The following is a 20403-nucleotide window of genomic DNA, read 5'->3' as shown; positions in this document are numbered from 1 at the left end:
TCACCGCTCCCGCCGTGCGATCCGGTCGGCGAGCCCTTCGCCGACGATCCCGAAGGCCACCACGGCGAGCACGATGCAGGCCGAGGGCGCAAGGGCAGGCAGCATCGCTCCCTGCAGGACGGCCGCCTGACCGTCGTTGATCATGGCGCCCCAGTCGGCGGACGGCGGCTGCACCCCGAACCCGAGGAAGGAGAGCGCCGCCAGATCCATCAGCGCGTAGCCGAAGTTCATCGCGGACTGGGCGAGAACGGTCGGCGCGATGTTGGGCAGCAGATGCCGCAGACAGATCGTCCAGCCCGACCAGCCCTGCACCCGGTAGGACTCGATGTAAGGGCGGGCCTTCTCCTGCCGCGCGATGCCGCGTACGAGCCGGCCGACGTACGGGGTGTACGCGACGGCCATGGCGGCCACGGGCGCGGCCATGCCGGACCCGGCGACGGAGACCAGCAGGATCGCCAGGAGCAGTCCCGGGATCGCGAAGACGAGGTCCATCGACCGCGAGAGGAAGGTGTCGGTCCAGCCGCCCCGCCAGGCCGCGACCATGCCAAGGACCGTGCCGAGTACGGTCGAGAAACCGACGACGAGCAGCGGGCCCAGAAGTCCCGTGCGCGCACCGTGGATCAGCCGCGACAGGATGTCCCGCCCCGACTGGTCGGTGCCGAGCAGATGGTCCCCCGAGGTGCCCGCCAGACTGGCCGCGAGATCGAGCGCCTCCGGGTCGTACGGCGAGATGAGCGGGGCGGCCACGGCGACGAGCACGAGCACGGCGAGCACCACGACCGAGACCCCGAACAGGGGTCCCTGGCCGAACAGGCGCAGGGCGCGCAACCCGGGCCGGCGGGCCGGTGCGGGCGACGCGGCGGCCACTTGGGTGGGAATGGTCATGAGGAGCCTTCTCCCCGCAGGGACAGCCGGGGGTCGAGGATCGGGGTGAGCAGGTCGACGACGGTGTTGACCACGGCGAAGGCCGCGACGCTGAGCAGCGTGATCGCCTGGACGACGGCGAAGTCCTTGGCCGTCACGGACTGGACGAGCAGGGAGCCGAGGCCGGGCACGTCGAAGGCCGTCTCGACGATCGACGTGCTGATGAGGAGCCCGGCGAGCATGGTGCCGCCGACGGTGACGACCGGGCCGAGCGCATTGCGCAGGACGTGCCGGCGCACCACGGCCGCGCCCGCGACACCGCGGGCCCTGGCCACTTCCACATGCTCACGGCCGAGTTCGTCGAGCATCGCGGACCGCGTCACCCGTGCGAGCAGCCCCGCGAAGGACAGCGCCAGGGCGAACGCCGGGAGCGTGAGGTGGTACAGACGCTCGGTGAAACCGGCGGGTGTGCCGCCCGGACCGGGGAACCAGCCCAGGCGTACGGAGAACAGCGACACCAGCACGATGGCGGTGACGAACGCGGGCATCGCGGTGGCCACTCCGGTGCCGACGAGGACGGTCCGGTCGAACAGGCCCGGACGCAGCGCGGCACCGATCCCGGTGAGCACGCCGATGACCGCGACCAGCAGCGCCGCGTACCCGATGAGCGTCAGTGTGCTCGCCATCCGGGAGCCGAGGAGAGCGGACACGTCCTGGTGGTACTGGGCGGACCGGCCGAACTCGCCCTGCACGGCGGAGCCGAGCCACTGCACGTACTGCACGGGCAGCGGCTCGTCCAGGTGGTACTGCGCGCGCAGCGCCTCCACCGCCTCCGGGGTCGCCGGGCGGCCGTGCAGCAGGAAGGACACCGGATCGCCGGGCGCGAGATGCACGGAACCGAAGACCACGAGGGACGTCACGAACAGCACGGCCACCAGGCCGAGCAGCCGCCCGGTGAGAAAGCGGGTCACGGCTTCGCCGCCCCGATGGTCGCGGCCCACGGGTAGTAGAGCTGGGCGATACCGGTGGGCGCACCGGTGATGCGGTTGCCGAGGAACACGGAGTACGGGGCTTCGTAGACCGGGATGATCGGCAGCTCCCGCACGGCGATCTTCTGGAGTCCGGCGGTCAGGTCGGAGCGCTTGGCCGCGTCGGGTTCGGCGTTGGCCCGGTCGAAGGCGGCGTCGTACTCGGGGTTGGAGTACTTGCCGTAGTTCCCGAAGTCGCCGGTGCGCAGGTACTGGTAGAACTCCAGCGGGTCGGGGGTGTTGTCGTAGCCGTTGGTGATGACCAGGTCGAGGCCCTTGCGGGCCGCGGGGTCGACGAAGAGGCTGCTGTACGCGTCGGGGGAGACGGACCGCAGCTGCACGTCGAGGCCGATCTCGCGGCCTGCCGCCTGGACGGCGTTGGCCAGGACACTGATCTCCGGGGCGATCGAACTCGTCGCGATCGTGAGCTTCCCGCCGTTCGCGCCGGCCTCCTCGACCAGCTTCTTCGCCGCTTCCACGTCGTGCACCGGGTCCGGAAGCGAGTCGTAGTGCTCCTTCGCCTTCTCCGGCAGCAGCGCCCAGGCGCCGCGCGCGGCGGGCGCCTTCGCGGGGACGCCCACTCCGCCGGCCGCGGCCTTGATGATCGCCTTGCGGTCGAGCGCCATGGACAGGGCCCTGCGCACCCGGACATCGCCGAGCGTGCCCTTGAAGTCGAGGACGGCGAGGTCGGCGGCCGCGGTGTTGGGACCGAACAGCACCTTGCCCTTCTTGCTCGCGCGCAGCTGGGCCAGTGAGGACGAGGGGACCATGTAGCCGCCGTCGGCGGTGCCCGACAGGAACGCGTTGGAGCGGGCGGCCGCGTCCTCGATGAAGGTGAACTTCACCGACTTCGACCGGGCCATGAGACCGCGGTCCCAGTAGCCGTCGAACTTCTTCAGCGTGACGCTGTTGCCGCGGTCCCACCGGTCGAGGGCGAACGGGCCGGTGCAGTTGACCCCGCCCTTCGCGGTGCCGTAGTCCTTGCCGGCCCGCTTGAGGTACGCGGCGCTCTCGATGGTGCCGGGCGAGGCCGCCATGAGCTCGTGGAGCAGCACGTCCGGCTTGGACAGACGGATCGTCACCTCCAGCGCGCCGGTCTTCTCGATGGACTTGACGTTCTTGAACGACGAGGCCCACGGGGAGCCGGTGGCCGGGTCCATCTGCCGCTTGAGGGAGGCGACCACGTCGTCCGCCGTCATGGTGGTGCCGTCGTGGAACGTGACGTTCTCGCGCAGCGAGTAGACGAGGGTGCGGGCGTCGGGACGGTCGTAGGAGGCCGCGAGCCCCGGCTCGATCTTGAGGTCCGGGGTGACCCGCATCAGCTGCTCGCAGACGTTCGCGAGGACGCTGTTGGGCGGGTAGTCGTACGCCAGGGCGTAGTCGAGGGTGTACGGCTCGGCGTACAGGGACCACGTGAACGAGTCGATGTCGCCCGCGGCGGGAGCCGATGTCGGAGTGACCTCGTAATCCTCGCCGCCTTCCGCCTGGCGGGGCGTGCTCGCGCCGGAGCAGGCGGAGACGGTGACCGCGAGGGCCGCGGTGCAGGCGAGCAGGCTGACGGTTCTGCGCATGCGCATGCTGACCAACCCCTTAGAGGGTGTTGTGACGGGCGCTGGGGGATGGGCCGAGTATTGATGCGGGAACGTTCCCGCGCAAGAGCTTGCGGGAACGGTTTTGCGGAGGTCGCGGGGATGGCAGCATCCCCCTATGACCGAAGCTCCCCGGCGCGCCGCGCAGCCCGCCCCGCGCGTCCGACTCGTCGATGTCGCCCGCGAGGCGGGCCTGTCCAAGACCACGGTGTCCGCGGCCCTCAACGGCACGGGACGCCTGTCTCCGGCCGTACGCGAGAAGGCACGCGAGGCCGCACGCCGGATGGGCTACCGGCCCAACGCCACCGCCCGCCAACTCCGCGCGGGCCGCGCCCGGTTGATCGGGTACGTGGTGGGCGAACTGGCCCACGCCCCGTGGACCTTCCTGGAGTCCCCGTACTTCGCCCGGCTCACCGGCACCACCGCCGCGACGGCTCTCGAGCGCGGGTACGCCGTGGTGCTGCTGCCCGCGGGATCACTGCAGGGCGAATGGGCGGACCTGCCGCTGGACGCCGTGGTCGTCGCCGATCCCGTCGCGGGGGACCGCGTGGTCAACGACCTGATCGCGGCCCGGATCCCCGTCTTCAGCGACCGCTCGGTCGAGGGCAGGGAGGGCGCCCACTGGGTGGATGTCGATGCCGAGGCGGCCACCATCGGCACGCTCGACCACCTGCTGGCGCAGGGCGCGCGGCGGCCTGCGATCGTGCTGCCGGGCAGTGCGACCCGGTTCCACCGGGGCGTCCTCTCCGCGTACCAGCACTGGTGCGCCCGCCACGGCCTGCCCGAGTGCGTCGCCCGCGCCGAGGCACCGGGCAACGGGCCGGTCGTCGAGGTCATCGAGTCCGCACTGGCCGGCGCGGACGGCGGGCAGCGCCCCGACGCCCTGCTCGTGGTGGCCGAGGCGAGCCCGCCGCTCGTGCTGGACGCCGCCCGCCGCAGCGGGTACCGCGTGCCGGACGATCTGCTCGTCGTCTGCGTCAGCGAGGACGTGACCGCCGAGCACTGCGAGCCGCCGGTGACCACGCTCAGCCTGCAGCCCGCGGAAGTTGCCCAGGCAGGGGTCGAACTCCTCATGAACGTCCTGGAGTTGGGGAACGCGGAACCCTCCGGGACGCTGGTGCCCACTCGGCTCGAAGTACGGCAGTCCTCGCTGGGGACCTGAAGCGGGGGGCTCGGAGCGGGGAGCGGCGGGACGGGCGGGGCCGCCCCCTGCACGGTCCCGCCCACCCCGCCGCCGGTCAGGACGCGTACACGAGCTCGCCGCCCACGTACGTCCGCTCCACCCGGGCGTCCGCGATCTCCTGCGCGGGCGCCGTGAGGATGTCGCGGTCGAGTACGACGAGGTCGGCGAGATGGCCCGCGCGCAGACTGCCCGTGTCGTCCAGGCCGTTCACATGGGCGGTGCCCGCCGTGTAGGCGGCGACCGCTGTCTGGACGTCGAGCCGCTGCCGCGGCAGGAACACCCGGTCGTCGCCGGCGTCCGGAGCGCGCCGGTTCACCGCGACATGGATGCCCTCCAGCGGTGCCGGGCTGCTCACGGGCCAGTCGCTGCCGGCCGCCAGTGTCGCCCCGGCCCGTACGAGATCCCCGAACGGGTACTGCCACGCGGCGCGTTCGGGCCCGAGGAAGGGAACGGTCAGCTCGTCCATCTGCGGCTCGTGGGCCGCCCACAGCGGCTGGATGTTGGCGATCGCGCCCAGCCGGGCGAACCGAGCGACGTCCTGCGGGTGGACGACCTGCAGATGCGCGAGATGGTGCCGGTTGCCGCGCTGCCCGTTGGCCGCGAGCGCCGCTTCCACGGCGTCGAGCGCCTCCCGTACGGCGCGGTCGCCCAACGCGTGGAAGTGCACCTGGAAGCCGAGCGCGTCGAGCCGGGTGACATACGAGCGCAGCGCCGCCGGATCGACGAAGCTCAGCCCGGTGTTGTCGGTGGCGCAGCCGCAGGCGTCCAGGTACGGCGCGGTCATCGCGGCCGTGAAGTTCTCCGCGATCCCGTCCTGCATGATCTTGACCGAGCCGGCGCGGAAGCGGCCGTGGCGCAACGTCTCGCGCAGGGCCACCAGTTCCTCGATCTGCTCGCCGCCCCGCGACCGGTCCCACCACAGGGCGCCGGTCACCCGGGCGGTCAGTGAACCGTCCCGCGCCGCCGTCAGATACGCGTCCGACGGATCGGGCTGCTCGCCGAAGCGGCCGATCAGCGCGTCCTGCCAGCCCGTGATGCCGAGGGAGTGCAGCAGATTCTGGGCGCGCAGCAGGCCGGCCAGCCGGTCGGCGGCGGTGCCGGCCGGCACCAGGCGCGCCACCAGGGCGGCCGCGCCCTCCTGGAGCATCCCGGCGGGTGTGCCGTCGTGTTCCCGTTCGATGCGGCCGTCGGCCGGATCCGGGGTGCCGGCGGCGAGGCCGGCCACCTCCAGGGCCCGGGTGTTGGCCCAGGCACCGTGGTGGTCGCAGTTGGACAGCAGCACCGGGCGGTCCGGGCAGACCGAGTCCAGCAGGTGCCGCGTGGGCAGTCCGCCCGCGAAGCTCTCCATGGACCAGCCGCCGCCGGTGATCCACTCCTCGTCGGGGTGCGTCTCGGCGTAGACACGGATCCGCTCGAGGCACTCGGCCGCGTCACGTGTTCCCGACAGGTCGCACTGGGCCAGTTCGACACCGCCCGACACGGCATGGATATGGGCGTCCTGGAAGCCGGGGAGCAGGAGCTTGCCGCCGAGGTCGACGACCTCGGTGCCGGGGCCGTGCAGCTCCATTACCTCGTCGTGTCCGACGGCCGCGATGCGGTCGCCGATGACGGCGAGCGAGGAGGCACGGGTGCGCGCCGGGTCGACGGTGAACACCGGGCCGTTCGTGAAGATCAGATCTGCTGGGGTCATGCACTGCTCCAGACGACGGGAGGGGTGAGGTGAGGGAGAGGCGACGCCGGGGGAGGGTGGTCCGAGGCGGCCGGCGCCATGGAATCGATCATGTCCCGTGTACGTCAATGGTGTTGACGTAAGGCCGCATCCGCGCGGTCGTGCGGCTCGGTCCGGGCGGCTCGCCTTATGTCAACAGGGTTGACGTTGATTCGGCGGCCGGAGTCTCATGGGCGCACCTCGGAGCGCCCGTGCCGCGCCGCCTCCGTGATCCGAAGGAGTCCCACCCCCGTGAACCCTCTCGCCGCACTCCGCGACGCCGCCCCCACCCCGTTCTGGCTCGACAGCCCGCACCGGCCCGAACCAGGTCTGGCCTTGGTCGGCGCCACCCGCTGCGACCTGCTCGTCGTCGGCGGCGGCTACACCGGTCTGTGGACCGCCCTGATCGCCAAGGAGCGCGACCCCGGTGCGGACGTCCTGCTCATCGAGGCGGGCCGGGCCGGCGGTGCGGCCTCCGGTCGCAACGGCGGATTCTGCGAGTCGAGCCTCACCCACGGACTCGGCAACGGCATCCGGCGCTGGCCCGACGAGATCGGCACACTCGAGGAACTCGGCCGCACGAACCTCCAGGCGATCGAGGACACCCTCACCCGTCACGGCATCGACTGCGCCTGGGAACGCACCGGTTCACTGGTCGTCGCCACCGAGCCGTACCAGGTCGAGGGCCTCGCGGAGGAAGCCGAGGCGGCCGCGCGGTACGGCGGCAAGCCGGTGCTGCTCGACGCCGACGCCGTGCGGGCCGAGATCGATTCGCCCACATTCCTCGGCGGCCTGTGGAACAAGGAGGACGTGGCCATGGTCGACCCGGCCCGGCTCGCCTGGGGCCTGCGGCAGGCCTGCCTCGACCTCGGCGTCCGGATCCACGAGCACACGCCCGCCACCTCCCTGGACGACCAGGGCACGGTCCTCGCCGTCGGCACTCCCTACGGCAGCATCACCGCCCGCCGCGTCGCCCTCGCCACCAACGCCTACCCGTCCCTGCTGCGCCGCCACCGCCCGTACACCGTCCCCGTGTACGACTACGCGCTGATGACCGAGCCGCTCACCGCCGACCAGCTTGCGTCTGTCGGCTGGCGCAACCGCCAGGGGTTCGCGGACTGCGCCAACCAGTTCCACTACGTCCGGCTGTCCGAGGACAACCGCATCCTGTGGGGCGGCTACGACGCCGTATACCGCTACCGGGGCCGCGTGCGCGCCGAACACGACCAACGGCCCGAGACGTTCGCCACCCTGGCCCGGCACTTCTTCACCACGTTCCCGCAGTTGGAAGGGCTCCGGTTCACGCACGCCTGGGGCGGCGCGATCGACACCAGCACGCGCTTCTGTCTGTTCCTCGACACGAGCCACCAGGGCAAGGTCGCCTACGTGGCCGGTTTCACCGGACTGGGCGTCGGCGCAAGCCGCTTCGGCGCCGAGACCATGCTCGACCTCCTGGCCGGCGAGCGCACCGAACGCACCGCGCTCCAGCTCGTACGCCGCAAGCCGCTGCCGTTCCCGCCCGAACCGGTCCGCTCGCTCGGCATCGGCATCACCAAGTGGTCCATGGCGCGCGCCGATCGCGACGAGGGCAGGCGCAACCTGTGGCTGAAGACCCTGGACCGCTTCGGCCTCGGCTTCGACAGCTGATCTCGACCCGGTCGCCAGGAGACCGGGCCCGGAAAATCCTCACCCCCGGCGTACGTGGCGGATTGCCGTGCGCCGGGGGTGAACTCATGTGGTCGGAGGTGCAGCGGAAAGGGACAGACGTGAGGGACAGCCGTTACGAGGCAGCCGCAGGGGGACAGCGAAACGCCCGGTCCGGTACGGGAGTTGAGCCGCACCGGACCGGGCGTCCGCCCGGATCACGCCCCCGAGGCCGCGTCCAGCTGCTGCTCCAGTGCCGCCAGCGTCCGGTAGCAGGGCAGGACCTGCGCGAGGGAGGAGTTCGGCTCGCGGCCCTCGCGGATCGCGGCGACGAACTCCCGGTCCTGCAGCTCGATGCCGTCCATCGACACGGCCACCCCGCTCACGTCGATCTGCTCGTCCTTGCCCGTGAACAGGTCGTCGTACCGGGCGAGGTACGTACCGGTGTCACCGATGTAGCGGAAGAACGTGCCCAGCGGACCCTCGTTGTTGAACGACAGCGACAGCGTGCAGATCGCACCGTTCGCCGCACGCAGCTGGATCGACATGTCCATCGCGATGCCGAGCTCGGGATGCACCGGGCCCTGGATCGCGTTGGCCTGCACCACGGGCGAACCGGTCTGGTACGCGAACAGGTCGACGGTGTGCGCGGCGTGGTGCCACAGCAGGTGGTCCGTCCACGAGCGCGGCTGCCCGAGCGCGTTGAGGTTCGTACGGCGGAAGAAGTACGTCTGCACGTCCATCTGCTGGATGCCGAACTCGCCGGCCGTGATCCGCTGCTTCACCCACTGGTGGCTCGGGTTGAAGCGGCGGGTGTGCCCCGCCATCGCGACGAGGCCCGTACGCTCCTGTGCCGCCACGCAGGCCTCGGCGTCGGAGAGCGAGTCGGCCAGCGGGATCTCCACCTGGACGTGCTTGCCCGCTTCGAGACAGGCCAGCGTCTGGGAGGCGTGCATCTGGGTCGGCGTGGCCAGGACGACGGCGTCGATGTCGTCCATCGCGAGGACCTCGTCCAGCGAGGCGACCGGGCGGCCGACACCCTGGTCGGCGGCGAACTTGCGGGCCTTGTCGAGGCTGCTGCTCACCACGGCGGCCACTTCGACCCCGTCGATCCGCCGCAGCGCGGCCGCGTGCTTGGCGCCGAACGCGCCGCCGCCGGCCAGGGCGATCCGGAGTGTGCGGTCCTGGGTCATGTCAGTTCTCTCCTTCGGCGGACTCCTGTGCCCGCGGATGGTTCTCGAGGATCAGATGCCCGACGGCCGTGTTGGACGCGGGCACGTGGTAGAAGCGGTGCTTGACCTCGACCTCGCCGCTGTCGTCCACATCGCTCATCGCCCCGCGGGCGATCAGCCACATGACGAGCTCGATGCCCTCCGAGCCGGCCTCCTCCACGTACTCCAGGTGCGGCACCTCGGCCAACCCGGCCGGGTCGGAGACGAGCCGGTCGAGGAAGGCGTTGTCCCACTCCCGGTTGATCAGACCGGCACGCGGGCCCTGCAGCTGGTGGCTCATGCCGCCGGTGCCCCACACCTGCACCTTCAGCGGCCGGTCGTACGACTCGACGGCCCTGCGCAGCGCCTGCCCGAGCTCGAAGCAGCGGGCGCCGGAAGGCACCGGGTACTGCACCACGTTGACGTGGAACGGGATCACCTTGGTCGGCCACCGGTCGACCTCGCCGAACATGAGTGACAGCGGCACGGTCAGACCGTGGTCGACGGGCATCTCGTTGGCCAGCGTCAGGTCGAAGTCGTCGCGGATGAGCGCGTGCGCGATATGCGCGGCGAGATCGGGATCGCCCTCCACGGCGGGCACGGGCCGGGGTCCGTACCCCTCGTCGGCGACGGGGTAGGAGGCGCCGGTGCCGAGCACGAAGGTCGGGACCAGCGACTGGTCGAAGGCGCTGGCGTGATCGTTGTAGACGAGGAAGACGACGTCGGGGACGTTGTCCCGCTCCCACTGCTTGGCGTACTCGTACCCCTCGAACACCGGCTGCCAGTACGCCTCCCCGGTCTTGCCGTGGTCCATCGCCGCGCCGATCGCCGGGACGTGCGAGGTGAAGACGCCCCCGGTGATCGTGGCGTGTTCTGCGGGCCGCTCCGGTGCGTGGGCGGCTTCGAGTACGGCATGGTCGATGCGGTTCCCGTCGACCTTGCGTCCGCCGCCCGCCATCATGGCGCGGTACTCCTGCTCGGTCATCCCGGTCATGGAGCCCGCCATCTGCTGGAACGACAGGCCCAGCGTGGCACCCCACTTGGCGAGGAAGTAGATGTTGCCGCCCTCGCGCATGGCGGCGTTGAGATCGCGGTCGAGCAACGCCGCCTTCTGCTCCTCGCGCAGCGGCCACGCGTCCAGATAGGCGCGCTCGTCGGCGAGGTAGGCGGCGCGGTTCTCCGCCGTCATCAGCGACATGCAGAACTGGTTGAGGTGGTAGCCCTTGGCCGACTGCTCGGAGTCGAAAATGGTCGTCCCCGGCACCAGCTTGTAGGTCTTGTCCAGCGCCATGCTGGTCTCCGATCAGGAAAGGGTACGGCCGGCCTCGGGCCAGTACAGGCGGGTCGGGTTGTCGACGAGGAGCCGGCGGCGGAGCTCCGGTGTCGGTGCGATGTGCGGGACGAAGTCGACCAGCAGGCCGTCGTCGGGCATGTGGCCGGTGAGGTTCGGGTGTGGCCAGTCCGTGCCCCACAGCACCCGGTCGGGGAACTCCTCGACGACGCGCCGCGCGAACGGCACCACGTCCCGGTACGCCGCCCGCTCGCCGTCCAGCGCCGGCGGACCGTCCACGGTCAGCCGCTCCGGGCAGGTCACCTTGCACCAGATGTCGGGCCGGGCCCGCAGGAAGTCGAGGAAGGCCTCGAACTCGGGCCCCTCGGGGTCCTTGGTGACGTCCGGGCGGCCCATGTGGTCCACGACCAGCGGCACCGGGATCGACAGCAAGAACTCCCGCAGACCGGGCAGGTCGGCCGCCTCGAAGTAGACGACGACATGCCAGCCGTACGGGGCGATCTTCTCGGCGATGTCCCGCAGGTCCTGCTGCGGGGCCGCGTCCACCAGCCGCTTCACGAAGTTGAACCGCACGCCGCGTACGCCGGCCTCGTGCAGCGCCCGGATCTCGGCGTCGGTCACGTCGGGCCGCAGCGTCGCCACGCCCCGGGCCAGCCCGCCGGAGGCCCGCAAGGCGTCCAGCATGGCCGCGTTGTCGGCGCCGTGGCAGGTGGCCTGCACGATGACGTTGCGGGTGAAGCCGAGGTGGTCGCGGAGCGCGAACAGCTGCTCCTTGGACGCGTCGCAGGGCGTGTACTTCCGCTCGGGCGCGTACGGGAACTCCTCGCCGGGACCGAACACATGGCAGTGCGCGTCGACGGCGCCCTCGGGGAGGCGGTACGCGGGGCGGCTCGGGCCGGCGTACCAGTCCAGCCAGCCGGGGGTCCTCTCGAAGTCCGTGGTCATGGCCGGCCTCAGTCCTCGTAGCGCAGGCCGAGCTCGGCCAGCGGGCCGCGCATGCCGTACAGGTCAAGGCCGAGCTTCCCGGCCCGGAACTGCGCCCGCTTGCCCTCCTCGTTCGCCTCGCGCCGCTCCGACGCGGCGGCCACCTCGGCCGCCCGCTCGCGCGGCACCACGACGACGCCGTCCGCGTCCGCGACGACCACGTCACCGGGGCGCACCAGCGCATTGCCGCACACCACCGGCACGTTGACCGAGCCGAGCGTGGCCTTGACGGTGCCCTTGGCGTTGACGGCGCGGGCGAAGACGGGGAAGTCCATCCCCTCCAGGTCGGTGACGTCCCGGACGCCGCCGTCGATGACGAGGCCGCGGCAGCCCCGCGCGCGGAACGACGTGGCGAGCAGCTCGCCGAAGAAGCCGTCCTCGCTCTCGGTCGTACAGGCGGCGACGACCACGTCCCCGTCCTGGATCTGCTCGGCGGCGACGTGCAGCATCCAGTTGTCGCCGGGCTGGAGCAGCACGGTCACCGCCGTGCCGCACATCCTGGCCCTCGGGTAGGCCGGGCGCAGGTAGGGGCGCATCAGCCCGACGCGGCCCATGGCCTCGTGGACCGTCGCGGCGCCGTATTTCGCCAGCTCGGCGACGGCCTCCGGGTCGGCCCGCTCGATCTTCGTGCGGACGACGCCTATCTCGGTGTGTTCCATGGGTGCTTCTCCTGGAGGGCGGGGGTCAGCGGCCGGCCGCGGCGAGGCGGGCGGCGAGGCGGGGATAGACGCGCAGGGCGTTGCCGCCGTACACGGCGGCACGCTCGTCGTCGCTCAGGTGCGCGGCGGCGTCGACGTACCGCTTCGTGTCGTCGAAGAAGTGGCCGGTGCGCGGGTCGATGCCGCGGACCGCGCCGATCATTTCGCTGGCGAACAGGACGGACCGGCTCGGGACGACCCGGGTGAGCAGGTCGATGCCGGGCTGGTGGTAGACGCAGGTGTCGAAGAAGACGTTGTCGAGCAGCGTCTCCGGCTCCGGCCGGTCCAGCGCCATGGCCAGGCCGCGGAAGCGGCCCCAGTGGTACGGGACGGCGCCGCCGCCGTGCGGGATCACGAACTTCAGCGTCGGGAAGTCGCGGAACAGGTCGCCCTGCAGCAGCTGCATGAACGCCGTGGTGTCCGCGTTCAGGTAGTGCGCGCCGGTGGTGTGGAAGGCCGGGTTGCAGGACGTGCTGACATGGATCATCGCGGGCACTTCGTACGCGGCCAGCGCCTCGTACAGCGGGTACCAGCTGCGGTCGGTCAGCGGGGGAGCGGTCCAACGGCCGCCCGACGGATCGGGGTTGAGGTTGACTGTCACCGCGCCGAGTTCCTCGACCGCCCGGCGCAGCTCGGGCAGGCAGGTCGCCGGGTCCACACCCGGGGACTGCGGCAGCATCGCGCCCATCGCGAAACGGCCGGGGAACAGGGTGCTCACGCGGTGCACCAGGTCGTTGCAGATCCGCGCCCACACCGAGGACACCGCGAAGTCGCCGATGTGGTGGGCCATGAAGCTGGCCCGCGGGGAGAAGACGGTCAGATCGGTGCCGCGTTCGTCCATGAGCCGCAGCTGGTTGGCGGCGATCGCCTCGCGCAGCTCGTCGTCGCCGATGACCAGGTCGTCGGGGTCCGGCCCGCGCTCGGCGGAGCCGGCCGCCGCCACCTGCCGCTCCCGCCAGTGCGCCAACTGCGGTGGCGCGGTGGTGAAGTGACCGTGAGCGTCAATGATCATGGGGTGTCTCCGGTGGTCGTCGGGTGGGGCCGGGGGACGGATGGGCCGGCCGGTCGGGGAAACCGGTGGGTCGGCGCGGGTCGGCCGGTCGGGCCGGGAAACCGGGGGTCAGGCCGAGGTGCCGGTGGGCCATCCGGTGTACTGCTCGGCGAGATACGTGCGTCCGGCGCGGGTGCCCACGACGTTCTCCAACTCGCCGAGCTGACGCCGCAGATCGAAGGCCGAGCCGCCCGGCGCGGTGTGCAGCAGCTGCGTCATCCAGTGCGAGAAGTTCTGCGCCCGCCACACCCGTTGCAGCGCGCGCGGCTGGTACTCGTCGAGGGCCGCCTCGCCCGCACCGCCGAACGCCCGCACCAGGACCTCGGCCAGCACCTTCACGTCGTGCAGCGCGAGGTTGAGCCCGCGCGCGCCCGTCGGCGGCACCGTGTGCGCCGCGTCGCCGGCGAGCAGCAACGAGCCCCAGCGCATCGGCTCCTGGACGAACGAGCGGAACCGCAGCACCGACTTCTCCAGGACCGGCCCCTCCGTGAGCCGGAATCCGTCCTCACCGGCCACGCGGGCCTGCAGGGTCTCCCAGATGCGCTCGTCCGGCCAGGCGTCGGCCTGCTCGTCGGGCGCGCACTGGAAGTACATCCGCTGCATGCGCTCGGTACGTCGGCTGATCAGCGCGAACCCGGACTCGGAGTGGGCGTAGACGAGTTCGGGCGCGCTCGGCGGTGCCTCGGCCATGATGCCGAACCAGGCGAACGGGTAGTCCTTGCCGTACCGCACCCGCCGCCCCTTGGGCACCAGGTCGCGGCACATGCTCCGCGAGCCGTCCGCCCCGACCACGTACCGTGCGCGGATCTCGTGCCGGGACCCGTCGGGCGCCGTGTAGCGCACCCGCGGGGCGTCGGTCGTGACGTCGAGGACCTCGGTGTCCCTGACGCCGAAGAGGACCGTGCCGCCGTCGCGCTCGCGTGCGTCCGCCAGGTCGGTGAACACGTCCGTCTGCGGATAGAGCCATACCGACGCACCGACCAGTTGCTTGAACGGGATGCGGTACGGCCGCCCGCCGAACCGGAGTTCGGTGCCCTCATGCTCGTGGCCCTCCTTGAGGATCCGGTCGCCGACGCCGGTCTCGACGAGGTCCCGGGCCACGTCGGCCTCGAGGATCCCGGCGCGGTGGGTGGTCTCGATCTGCTGCCGGGTACGGGTATCGACCACGATCGTCTCGATCCCCGCCCGCCCCAGCAGATGCGCCAGCATGAGGCCGGCCGGACCGGCGCCGACGATGGCGACCGGTACCGGGACGGTGGTGTCGGGAGCGGCATCCGCCATGGCATCTCCTGGGCGAGTCAACGGTGCGAACACGTCGAACGTTGACACCCGGGGGTGCGGCGGGTCGTGGCCGTTTCCGTCAGGCGGAAGCCCGTTCCATCGGACGTGCCCTCAGCCGGACATGCCTTCCATCGGACAGGCCCTCGGTCGGAGGTGCCTCAGTCGGAGGTGCGCGCGCGGCGGCCCAGTTCGTCGGAGATCCCCTGCGCCGCCTGCAGCAGCGGTTCGCGCAGCCGGCGCGCCCGGTTGGCGCTCTGCGCCGCGATCACGATGCCCAAGGAGGCGCTGACCGGCCCGGTCCGGCCGATCCGTACGGGCGCGGCCACCGCGACCGTGCTCTCCGAGAGCTGCCGGTCGCTGACGAAGACCTGCTCACGCCGGATCCGGTCCAGCTGCGCGCGCAGCGACTTCGGGTCGACGACGGTGTACGGGGTCCAGGACCGCAGCGGCGAGGACAGGATCTCCTCCTGGAGCTCCCGCGGCGCATGCGCGAGCAGTACCCGGCCCATGCCGGTGGACGCGATCGGGAAGCGGCTCCCCACCATGGTCAGCAGCTCCACCGACCGGTGCCCCGCGATGCGTTCGACGAACACGAGCTCCGTCCCCTCGCGCACCGCGAGCTGGATGTTCTCGTGCGTCACCTCGTACAGATCCTGCATGAACGGCAGTGCCACATCGCGCAGGATCTGGGTCCGCGGACAGCCCGAGGCGATCTCCCAGAGCCGTAGCCCCACATGCCACGCCCCGTCCTCGCCGCGCTCCAGCGCACCCGAGCCGGCCAGTTCCGCAACCACCCTGTGCGTGGTGCTCAGGGCGAGGCCCGTACGCTGAGCGATCTCGGACAGAGTCTGTGAGGGATGCTCACGGTCGAAGGCCAGGAGGACCTTGAGGACCTTTCCCGCGGCCGAGGTCTGGGGCGCGCTCACCCGGCCAGTGTCGCAGACCTTGCTGGTGGGCGGGCCGGTGGGAGTCCGCGAGGGTGCGCGGACTGATCGCTGCTCGGCCACCGGCCTTCTACGTCCGTGACCGTCGACGTCCACGAACGCATCCCTGGCGCGGCTCTCGTCGCGAGCCGCTTGCCGCATCGCGGCAGCAACACCCACCGGCCGCGAGCCACTCTCACCGGTCCCGACCCCGACCACCCCACCGACCGCACCGAGAAAGGCAGAACACGTGAACCGAGAGGTCACCGGACTGTCGTCGATGGCCACCCGGCCGATCCTGGCCGACCTGTGCCGGCACCTCGGGACGGCCCACGGGATCCCCGTACGCTTCACCGCCGCCGGAGGGGTGGAGACCGCCCGGCAGGTACGCGAGGGTGCGCAGGCCGACCTTCTCGTGCTGGCCGAGGGCGCCCTGGCTGCGCTGGCGCAGGAAGGGCACCTCGTGCCCGGCACCGTACGGCCGCTGTGGGTCTCCCAGGTCGTCGCCGCCGTGCCGCAAGGCGCACCGGTCCCCGTCCTCGACCGTGAATCGGACCTGTGCGACGCCCTCCTGACGGCGCGGCGGATCGCCTACTCCACCGGCCCGAGCGGAACGGCCCTTGTCGCCCTCATCGACCGGTTGGGTCTTACCGGCCCGCTCGGCGAACGGCTCGTGCAGGCACCGCCGGGCGTCCCCGCGGGAACGCTGCTGTCGTCGGGCGAGGCCGATCTCGCTTTCCAGCAGCACAGCGAACTCATGGACCTGCCCGGCGTCGTGGTCGTCGGCCCCCTGCCCGCCGCGACGGCAATCACCTCGACCTTCGGCGCGGGCGTCCTCACCACGTCCACCGCACCGGACCGCGCGGCCGAGATCCTCGATCTGTTCACGTCCGATGCGGCGACCTCCCTCGCCCGGGCCCGCGGCATGCGCGCAGCAGAGGCCACCTGACCGCCGCGCCGACACCCGGACGCGTACCCGGTCGTCCGCGTGGCGTGAGGTAAGGGGCTTGCGGGGGACGGGGCGTGGGACCGGCCGGCCCTGTGATGGACTGGGCTGTAACCCGCCGAGCCCAGGAGCCGCCGCATGACCTTCTCGAACCGCCAGCCGGGCGTCGTCCTCACCGACCGCACGTTCACCGTCCCGCTGGACCACGACCGGCCGGGCGGCGAACGCATCGAGGTGTACGGACGCGAGGTGGTGGCCGCGGACAAGGCGGCTGCGGACCTGCCGTGGCTCGTGTACTTGGAGGGCGGACCTGGCTGCCAGGCGCGCCGGCTCATCGGGACGCAGGCCTGGCTGGAGCGGGCCGTGCAGGACTACCGCGTGCTGCTGCTCGACCAGCGCGGCACCGGCCGCTCCACCGTCGCCAACCGGCAGACGCTGCCGCTGCGCGGCGGGCCGCGCGAACAGGCCGACTACCTCGCCCACTTCCGCGCCGACGCGATCGTCCGCGACTGCGAGCTGATCCGCCGCGAGCTCACCGGCGGAGCGCCCTGGATCCTGCTCGGCCAGAGCTTCGGCGGTTTCTGCGCCGTCAACTACCTCTCCACCGCGCCCGAGGGCCTCGCGGCCGTCCTCATCACGGGCGGGCTGCCGTCCCTCGACGCGGGCGCCGACGACGTGTACAGGGCCGCCTACCCGCGCGTCGAGCGCAAGGTTGCCGCGCACTACGCCCGCTACCCGCAGGACGTCGACCGGGCCCGCGCGATCGCCGCCCACCTCGCCGAGCACGGCCCCGTCACCCTCAACGGCGGCTACCGCCTGAGCGTCGAGGCCTTCCAGTCCCTCGGGATCCTGCTCGGCATCGGCGACGGCAGTCACCGGCTGCACTACCTCCTGGAGAACGCCTTCGTCCGTACGCCGCAAGGCCTAGCCCTCTCCGACACCTTCCAGGAGGAGGCCCAGGCCGCCCTCTCGTACGCCGGGCGTCCCCTCTACGCCGTACTCCACGAGGTCATCTACGCACAGGCCGGGCGGCCCACGAACTGGGCGGCCGAGCGGGTCCGCGCCGAGTTCCCGCAGTTCGACGCGGGGAAGGCGCTCGCGGGTGAGGCGCCGCTGCTGTTCACCGGCGAGTCCATCCACCCGTGGATGTTCGACGCCGACCCGGCCCTGGCCCCGCTGCGCGAGACCGCCGACCTGCTCGCGACCCGCACCGACTGGCCCGCGGAGCTGTACGACCCCGAGGTCCTGGCGCGCAACGAGGTCCCCGTCGCGGCGCTCGTCTACCACGACGACATGTACGTGGACACCGCCCACTCGCTGGCGACGGCCCGCGCGATCAAGGGCCTGCGCACCTGGGTCACGGACGAGTACGAGCACGACGGCGTACGGGTCGACGGACCGCACGTCCTCGACCGGCTGCTCGCGCTGGCCCGCGGCGAGCTCTGACGGGCACCCGGCCGGGCCTCGCTCGGCGGGCGGTACCGCCCGAGGCGCCGTAGCGTCGAATCGCCTCCCCGCGAGGCGATCACCGGGCGCCCGGCCGGAAGGAGCCGTCGTGCTGCGCAGAGGAATCGTGGCGGCGCTCGCCGTCGTGGCGCTGGGCGTCACCGCCCTGGCGGCGGCCGTCTCCCCGTGGTGGTGGCTGCTTGCCGCACCGTTGCTCGGGGTCGCCGCGGTCGGCACGTACGACATGACGCAGCGCCGCCACTCCGTCCTGCGCAACTACCCGGTGATCGGGCATCTGCGCTATCTGATGGAGATGATCCGCCCCGAGGTCCAGCAGTACTTCATCGAGCGGGACTACGACGGCCGCCCCTTCGACCGTGACACCCGCTCCACGGTGTACGAACGCGCCAAGGGCGTCTTCGGCGACGACCCCTTCGGTACCGAACTCTCGGTGTACGAACCGGGCTACGAGTACTTCACGCACTCGGTCAGGCCGCAGCCCGTCCCCGAGCGGCCGCCCACGGTGCGGCTCGGTGGGGAGACCTGCGCGAAGCCGTACGACATGGCGCTCCTGAACGTGTCCGCGATGAGCTTCGGCTCGCTCTCCGCCCAGGCGATCCTCGCCCTCAACCGGGGCGCCGCGGAAGGCGGGTTCGCACACGATACGGGAGAGGGCGGGATCTCCACGTACCACCTGCGGCACGGTGGCGACCTCGTGTGGGAGATCGGCACCGGCTACTTCGGCTGCCGCACCGACGACGGGGGCTTCGACGAGGGCGAGTTCGCGCAGAAAGCCGCACAGGACGCCGTGCGCTGCGTCAGCCTGAAGCTGTCCCAGGGCGCCAAGCCCGGCATGGGCGGGGTGCTGCCGGGTGCGAAGGTCAACGAGGAGATCGCCGAGGTCCGCGACGTACCGGTGGGCGAGACGGTCATCTCACCCGGCTACCACCGCGTCTTCTCCACGCCCCGCGAACTGATCCGCTTCATGGGCACGATGCGCGAGCTGGCGGGCGGCAAACCCGCCGGGTTCAAGCTGTGTGTGGGCAGCCGCCGCGATGTCCTGGCGATCTGCCGGGCCGCGCTGGAGGAGCGCATCTGGCCGGACTTCATCATCGTCGACGGCGCGGAGGGCGGCACCGGCGCGGCCCCGATGGAGTTCGTGGACCACGTCGGCACCCCCCTCACCGAAGGCCTGAACATCGTGCACAACGCGCTCGTCGGCACCGGTCTGCGCGACCGCGTGCGGATCGGCGCGAGCGGCAAGGTCGCGACCGGCGCGGACATCGTCAAACGCCTCATCCAGGGCGCCGACTACACCAACGCGGCCCGCGCGATGATGTTCGCCGTCGGCTGCATCCAGTCCCAGCGCTGCCACACCAACACCTGCCCCGTCGGTGTGGCCACGCAGGACCCGGCCCGTGCCCGCGCCCTCGACGTCGAGGACAAGTACCGGCGCGTGCAGCGCTTCCAGCACGCGACGGTGCACAGCGCGCTGCAGATCATGGCCTCGCTGGGCGTCGACGACCCTGCCCTGCTCCGCCCGCACATGCTGCGCCGCCGCGTCTCGTACGAACAAGTCGCCACGTACGCCGACCTGTTCACCTGGCTGGAGCCCGACGCGCTGCTCGACCGCAAAGGCCTGCCGGACGTCTGGGCGCGGGCCTGGGATCAGGCGGACCCGGACTCGTTCACGCCCTGATCCGCCACGGGCCGGCGCAGGAGCGCCGCCCACAGGTACTCCACGCCGAAGTACGGGGACTCGGCGCCCTGCGCGCGCATCGGACGCAGCTCGACCATCTCGTACCGGCCGAAGATCGAGCGCAGCGAGTCCTGTGAGTACGAGAGCCCGCCGTGCAGCGAGCGGTCCCGGTACAGGTCGGCGTCGGGCACCTCGCTGCCGATGCCGCCCGCGGCGAAGCAGGTGAGCACGAGGTGGCCGCCGGGCGCGAGGATCCGGTCGAGCAGACCGAGATAGCTGACGCGGCGGTGCGGCGGCAGATGGTGGAAGCAGCCGGAGTCGTAGATCAGGTCGAACGGGCCCTTGTCGTCGAGTACGGGCCCGAAGATGTCGCCGTGGTGGAAGCGGACTTTCGCGCCCGAGGCGCGGGCCCGTTCGCGCGCCCAGTCGAGCGCGGCCGGCGAAAGGTCGACGGCGTCCACGTCGAAGCCGCGGGAGTCGAGGTACAGGGCGTTGCGCCCGGGTCCGCAGCCGAGGTCGAGCGCCCGGCCCGGCGTGAGGCGCCCGCCGTCGAGGTGCGCCACGAGGTTCTCGTCCGGCTTCGGCACGAAGAACGGGACGGGCTTGGACCGGTCCTCGTAGAAGCCGTCCCACCACCCCGCGCCGTCCTCGGTCCAGCGGTCGGCCCCGTCGGCGAACAGTCCGTCGAGCATCGTCATGACGTCGTCCACGGTCCGTATGTCGCGTGTCATTCCCACCCCTTCGTCAGTGCCTTGATTCTATCGGTGATGAGGGTGAAAGCCCAGGTCAGAGTATGTTTGGAGGATGCGTGGGCGGCGCCTGGAAGGCCTACGGGAAGGAGGCTGACCCCACCCCCT

At 71.7% G+C, this 20403-nt stretch carries 17 protein-coding genes; 5 read left to right on the top strand and 12 right to left on the bottom strand.

From position 1 onward, the window contains the following. The 3 genes from ACIBI4_RS05550 to ACIBI4_RS05540 are packed head-to-tail and all read right to left on the bottom strand — an operon-like array spanning position 1 to position 3469. The gene (locus tag ACIBI4_RS05550) at positions 1 to 885 is read right to left on the bottom strand and encodes an ABC transporter permease (RefSeq protein ID WP_399202301.1); all 885 of its coding nucleotides are present in this window, start codon (positions 883 to 885) and stop codon (positions 1 to 3) included. Further along, a complete protein-coding gene (locus ACIBI4_RS05545) occupies positions 882 to 1835 on the bottom strand; it encodes an ABC transporter permease (protein WP_399202300.1) in 954 nt (317 codons plus the stop codon). Before ACIBI4_RS05545 ends, ACIBI4_RS05550 begins: the two co-directional genes overlap by 4 nt. Further along, positions 1832 to 3469 carry an ABC transporter substrate-binding protein gene (locus ACIBI4_RS05540; protein WP_399202299.1) on the bottom strand — a complete coding sequence of 546 codons (1638 nt, stop codon included), beginning with the start codon at positions 3467 to 3469 and terminating at the stop codon, positions 1832 to 1834. Before ACIBI4_RS05540 ends, ACIBI4_RS05545 begins: the two co-directional genes overlap by 4 nt. A 130-nt stretch (positions 3470 to 3599) precedes the next feature. On the opposite strand from ACIBI4_RS05540, the gene ACIBI4_RS05535 reads away from it, so the two are divergent. Further along, positions 3600 to 4643, top strand: coding sequence for a LacI family DNA-binding transcriptional regulator (locus ACIBI4_RS05535; RefSeq protein WP_399202298.1), 1044 nt, complete (start codon positions 3600 to 3602; stop codon positions 4641 to 4643). Positions 4644 to 4719: 76 nt separating this feature from the next. Here ACIBI4_RS05535 and ACIBI4_RS05530 read toward each other — a convergent pair whose 3' ends face one another. Continuing rightward, on the bottom strand, positions 4720 to 6354 hold the full coding sequence (locus ACIBI4_RS05530; protein ID WP_399202297.1) for an amidohydrolase: 1635 nt from the start codon (positions 6352 to 6354) through the stop codon (positions 4720 to 4722). Positions 6355 to 6624: 270 nt separating this feature from the next. Between ACIBI4_RS05530 and ACIBI4_RS05525 the strand changes: the two genes are divergently transcribed. Continuing rightward, positions 6625 to 8019 (top strand): NAD(P)/FAD-dependent oxidoreductase, encoded by a 1395-nt coding sequence (locus tag ACIBI4_RS05525; protein ID WP_399202296.1) that lies wholly within the window; start codon positions 6625 to 6627, stop codon positions 8017 to 8019. A 215-nt stretch (positions 8020 to 8234) separates the two neighbouring features. Here ACIBI4_RS05525 and ACIBI4_RS05520 read toward each other — a convergent pair whose 3' ends face one another. From ACIBI4_RS05520 to ACIBI4_RS05490, 7 genes are all read right to left on the bottom strand, one after another. Beyond that, positions 8235 to 9209 carry a Gfo/Idh/MocA family oxidoreductase gene (locus ACIBI4_RS05520; RefSeq protein WP_399202295.1) on the bottom strand — a complete coding sequence of 325 codons (975 nt, stop codon included), beginning with the start codon at positions 9207 to 9209 and terminating at the stop codon, positions 8235 to 8237. Between the two features lies 1 nt (position 9210). Then, a complete protein-coding gene (gene ligA, locus ACIBI4_RS05515) occupies positions 9211 to 10518 on the bottom strand; it encodes a protocatechuate 4,5-dioxygenase subunit alpha (protein WP_399202294.1) in 1308 nt (435 codons plus the stop codon). Positions 10519 to 10530: 12 nt separating this feature from the next. Continuing rightward, positions 10531 to 11463, bottom strand: coding sequence for an amidohydrolase family protein (locus ACIBI4_RS05510; RefSeq protein WP_399202292.1), 933 nt, complete (start codon positions 11461 to 11463; stop codon positions 10531 to 10533). 8 nt (positions 11464 to 11471) lie between these two features. Then, complete coding sequence (ligK, locus tag ACIBI4_RS05505; RefSeq protein ID WP_399202291.1) at positions 11472 to 12161, bottom strand: 4-carboxy-4-hydroxy-2-oxoadipate aldolase/oxaloacetate decarboxylase; 690 nt, start codon at positions 12159 to 12161, stop codon at positions 11472 to 11474. A gap of 25 nt (positions 12162 to 12186) precedes the next feature. After that, positions 12187 to 13212, bottom strand: coding sequence for an amidohydrolase family protein (locus tag ACIBI4_RS05500; protein WP_399202290.1), 1026 nt, complete (start codon positions 13210 to 13212; stop codon positions 12187 to 12189). Between the two features lie 108 nt (positions 13213 to 13320). Beyond that, positions 13321 to 14532: a 4-hydroxybenzoate 3-monooxygenase gene (locus ACIBI4_RS05495; RefSeq protein ID WP_399202289.1), complete on the bottom strand. Its 1212-nt coding sequence runs from the start codon at positions 14530 to 14532 to the stop codon at positions 13321 to 13323. Between the two features lie 158 nt (positions 14533 to 14690). After that, the gene (locus ACIBI4_RS05490) at positions 14691 to 15458 is read right to left on the bottom strand and encodes an IclR family transcriptional regulator (protein ID WP_399202288.1); all 768 of its coding nucleotides are present in this window, start codon (positions 15456 to 15458) and stop codon (positions 14691 to 14693) included. 247 nt (positions 15459 to 15705) lie between these two features. On the opposite strand from ACIBI4_RS05490, the gene ACIBI4_RS05485 reads away from it, so the two are divergent. From ACIBI4_RS05485 to ACIBI4_RS05475, 3 genes are all read left to right on the top strand, one after another. Further along, positions 15706 to 16404, top strand: coding sequence for a substrate-binding domain-containing protein (locus tag ACIBI4_RS05485; RefSeq protein ID WP_399202287.1), 699 nt, complete (start codon positions 15706 to 15708; stop codon positions 16402 to 16404). A gap of 135 nt (positions 16405 to 16539) precedes the next feature. Then, entirely contained in the window at positions 16540 to 17847 is a 1308-nt protein-coding gene (locus ACIBI4_RS05480) for an alpha/beta fold hydrolase (RefSeq protein ID WP_399202286.1), read from the top strand. Between the two features lie 109 nt (positions 17848 to 17956). Continuing rightward, positions 17957 to 19546 carry an FMN-binding glutamate synthase family protein gene (locus tag ACIBI4_RS05475; RefSeq protein WP_399202285.1) on the top strand — a complete coding sequence of 530 codons (1590 nt, stop codon included), beginning with the start codon at positions 17957 to 17959 and terminating at the stop codon, positions 19544 to 19546. Here ACIBI4_RS05475 and ACIBI4_RS05470 read toward each other — a convergent pair. Then, the gene (locus tag ACIBI4_RS05470) at positions 19516 to 20277 is read right to left on the bottom strand and encodes a class I SAM-dependent methyltransferase (protein ID WP_399202284.1); all 762 of its coding nucleotides are present in this window, start codon (positions 20275 to 20277) and stop codon (positions 19516 to 19518) included. The genes ACIBI4_RS05475 and ACIBI4_RS05470 overlap by 31 nt on opposite strands. Positions 20278 to 20403: the final 126 nt, after the last annotated feature.

The organism is Streptomyces sp. NPDC050418 (genome assembly GCF_044458745.1).
Lineage (GTDB): Bacteria > Actinomycetota > Actinomycetes > Streptomycetales > Streptomycetaceae > Streptomyces.
Note: the sequence above shows the minus strand (reverse complement) of the source record. Positions and strands in the feature narration are given on the sequence as shown.

Bases quoted from the DNA above. Each gene is read 5' to 3' on its own strand.
- ACIBI4_RS05535 (WP_399202298.1), top strand. From the start codon at position 3,600: ATGACCGAAGCTCCCCGGCGCGCCGCGCAGCCCGCCCCGCGCGTCCGA.
- ACIBI4_RS05495 (WP_399202289.1), bottom strand. From the start codon at position 14,532: ATGGCGGATGCCGCTCCCGACACCACCGTCCCGGTACCGGTCGCCATC.
- ACIBI4_RS05480 (WP_399202286.1), top strand. From the start codon at position 16,540: ATGACCTTCTCGAACCGCCAGCCGGGCGTCGTCCTCACCGACCGCACG.
- ligK (WP_399202291.1), bottom strand. From the start codon at position 12,161: ATGGAACACACCGAGATAGGCGTCGTCCGCACGAAGATCGAGCGGGCC.
- ACIBI4_RS05510 (WP_399202292.1), bottom strand. From the start codon at position 11,463: ATGACCACGGACTTCGAGAGGACCCCCGGCTGGCTGGACTGGTACGCC.
- ligA (WP_399202294.1), bottom strand. From the start codon at position 10,518: ATGGCGCTGGACAAGACCTACAAGCTGGTGCCGGGGACGACCATTTTC.
- ACIBI4_RS05530 (WP_399202297.1), bottom strand. From the start codon at position 6,354: ATGACCCCAGCAGATCTGATCTTCACGAACGGCCCGGTGTTCACCGTC.
- ACIBI4_RS05500 (WP_399202290.1), bottom strand. From the start codon at position 13,212: ATGATCATTGACGCTCACGGTCACTTCACCACCGCGCCACCGCAGTTG.
- ACIBI4_RS05520 (WP_399202295.1), bottom strand. From the start codon at position 9,209: ATGACCCAGGACCGCACACTCCGGATCGCCCTGGCCGGCGGCGGCGCG.
- ACIBI4_RS05540 (WP_399202299.1), bottom strand. From the start codon at position 3,469: ATGCGCATGCGCAGAACCGTCAGCCTGCTCGCCTGCACCGCGGCCCTC.
- ACIBI4_RS05550 (WP_399202301.1), bottom strand. From the start codon at position 885: ATGACCATTCCCACCCAAGTGGCCGCCGCGTCGCCCGCACCGGCCCGC.
- ACIBI4_RS05470 (WP_399202284.1), bottom strand. From the start codon at position 20,277: ATGACACGCGACATACGGACCGTGGACGACGTCATGACGATGCTCGAC.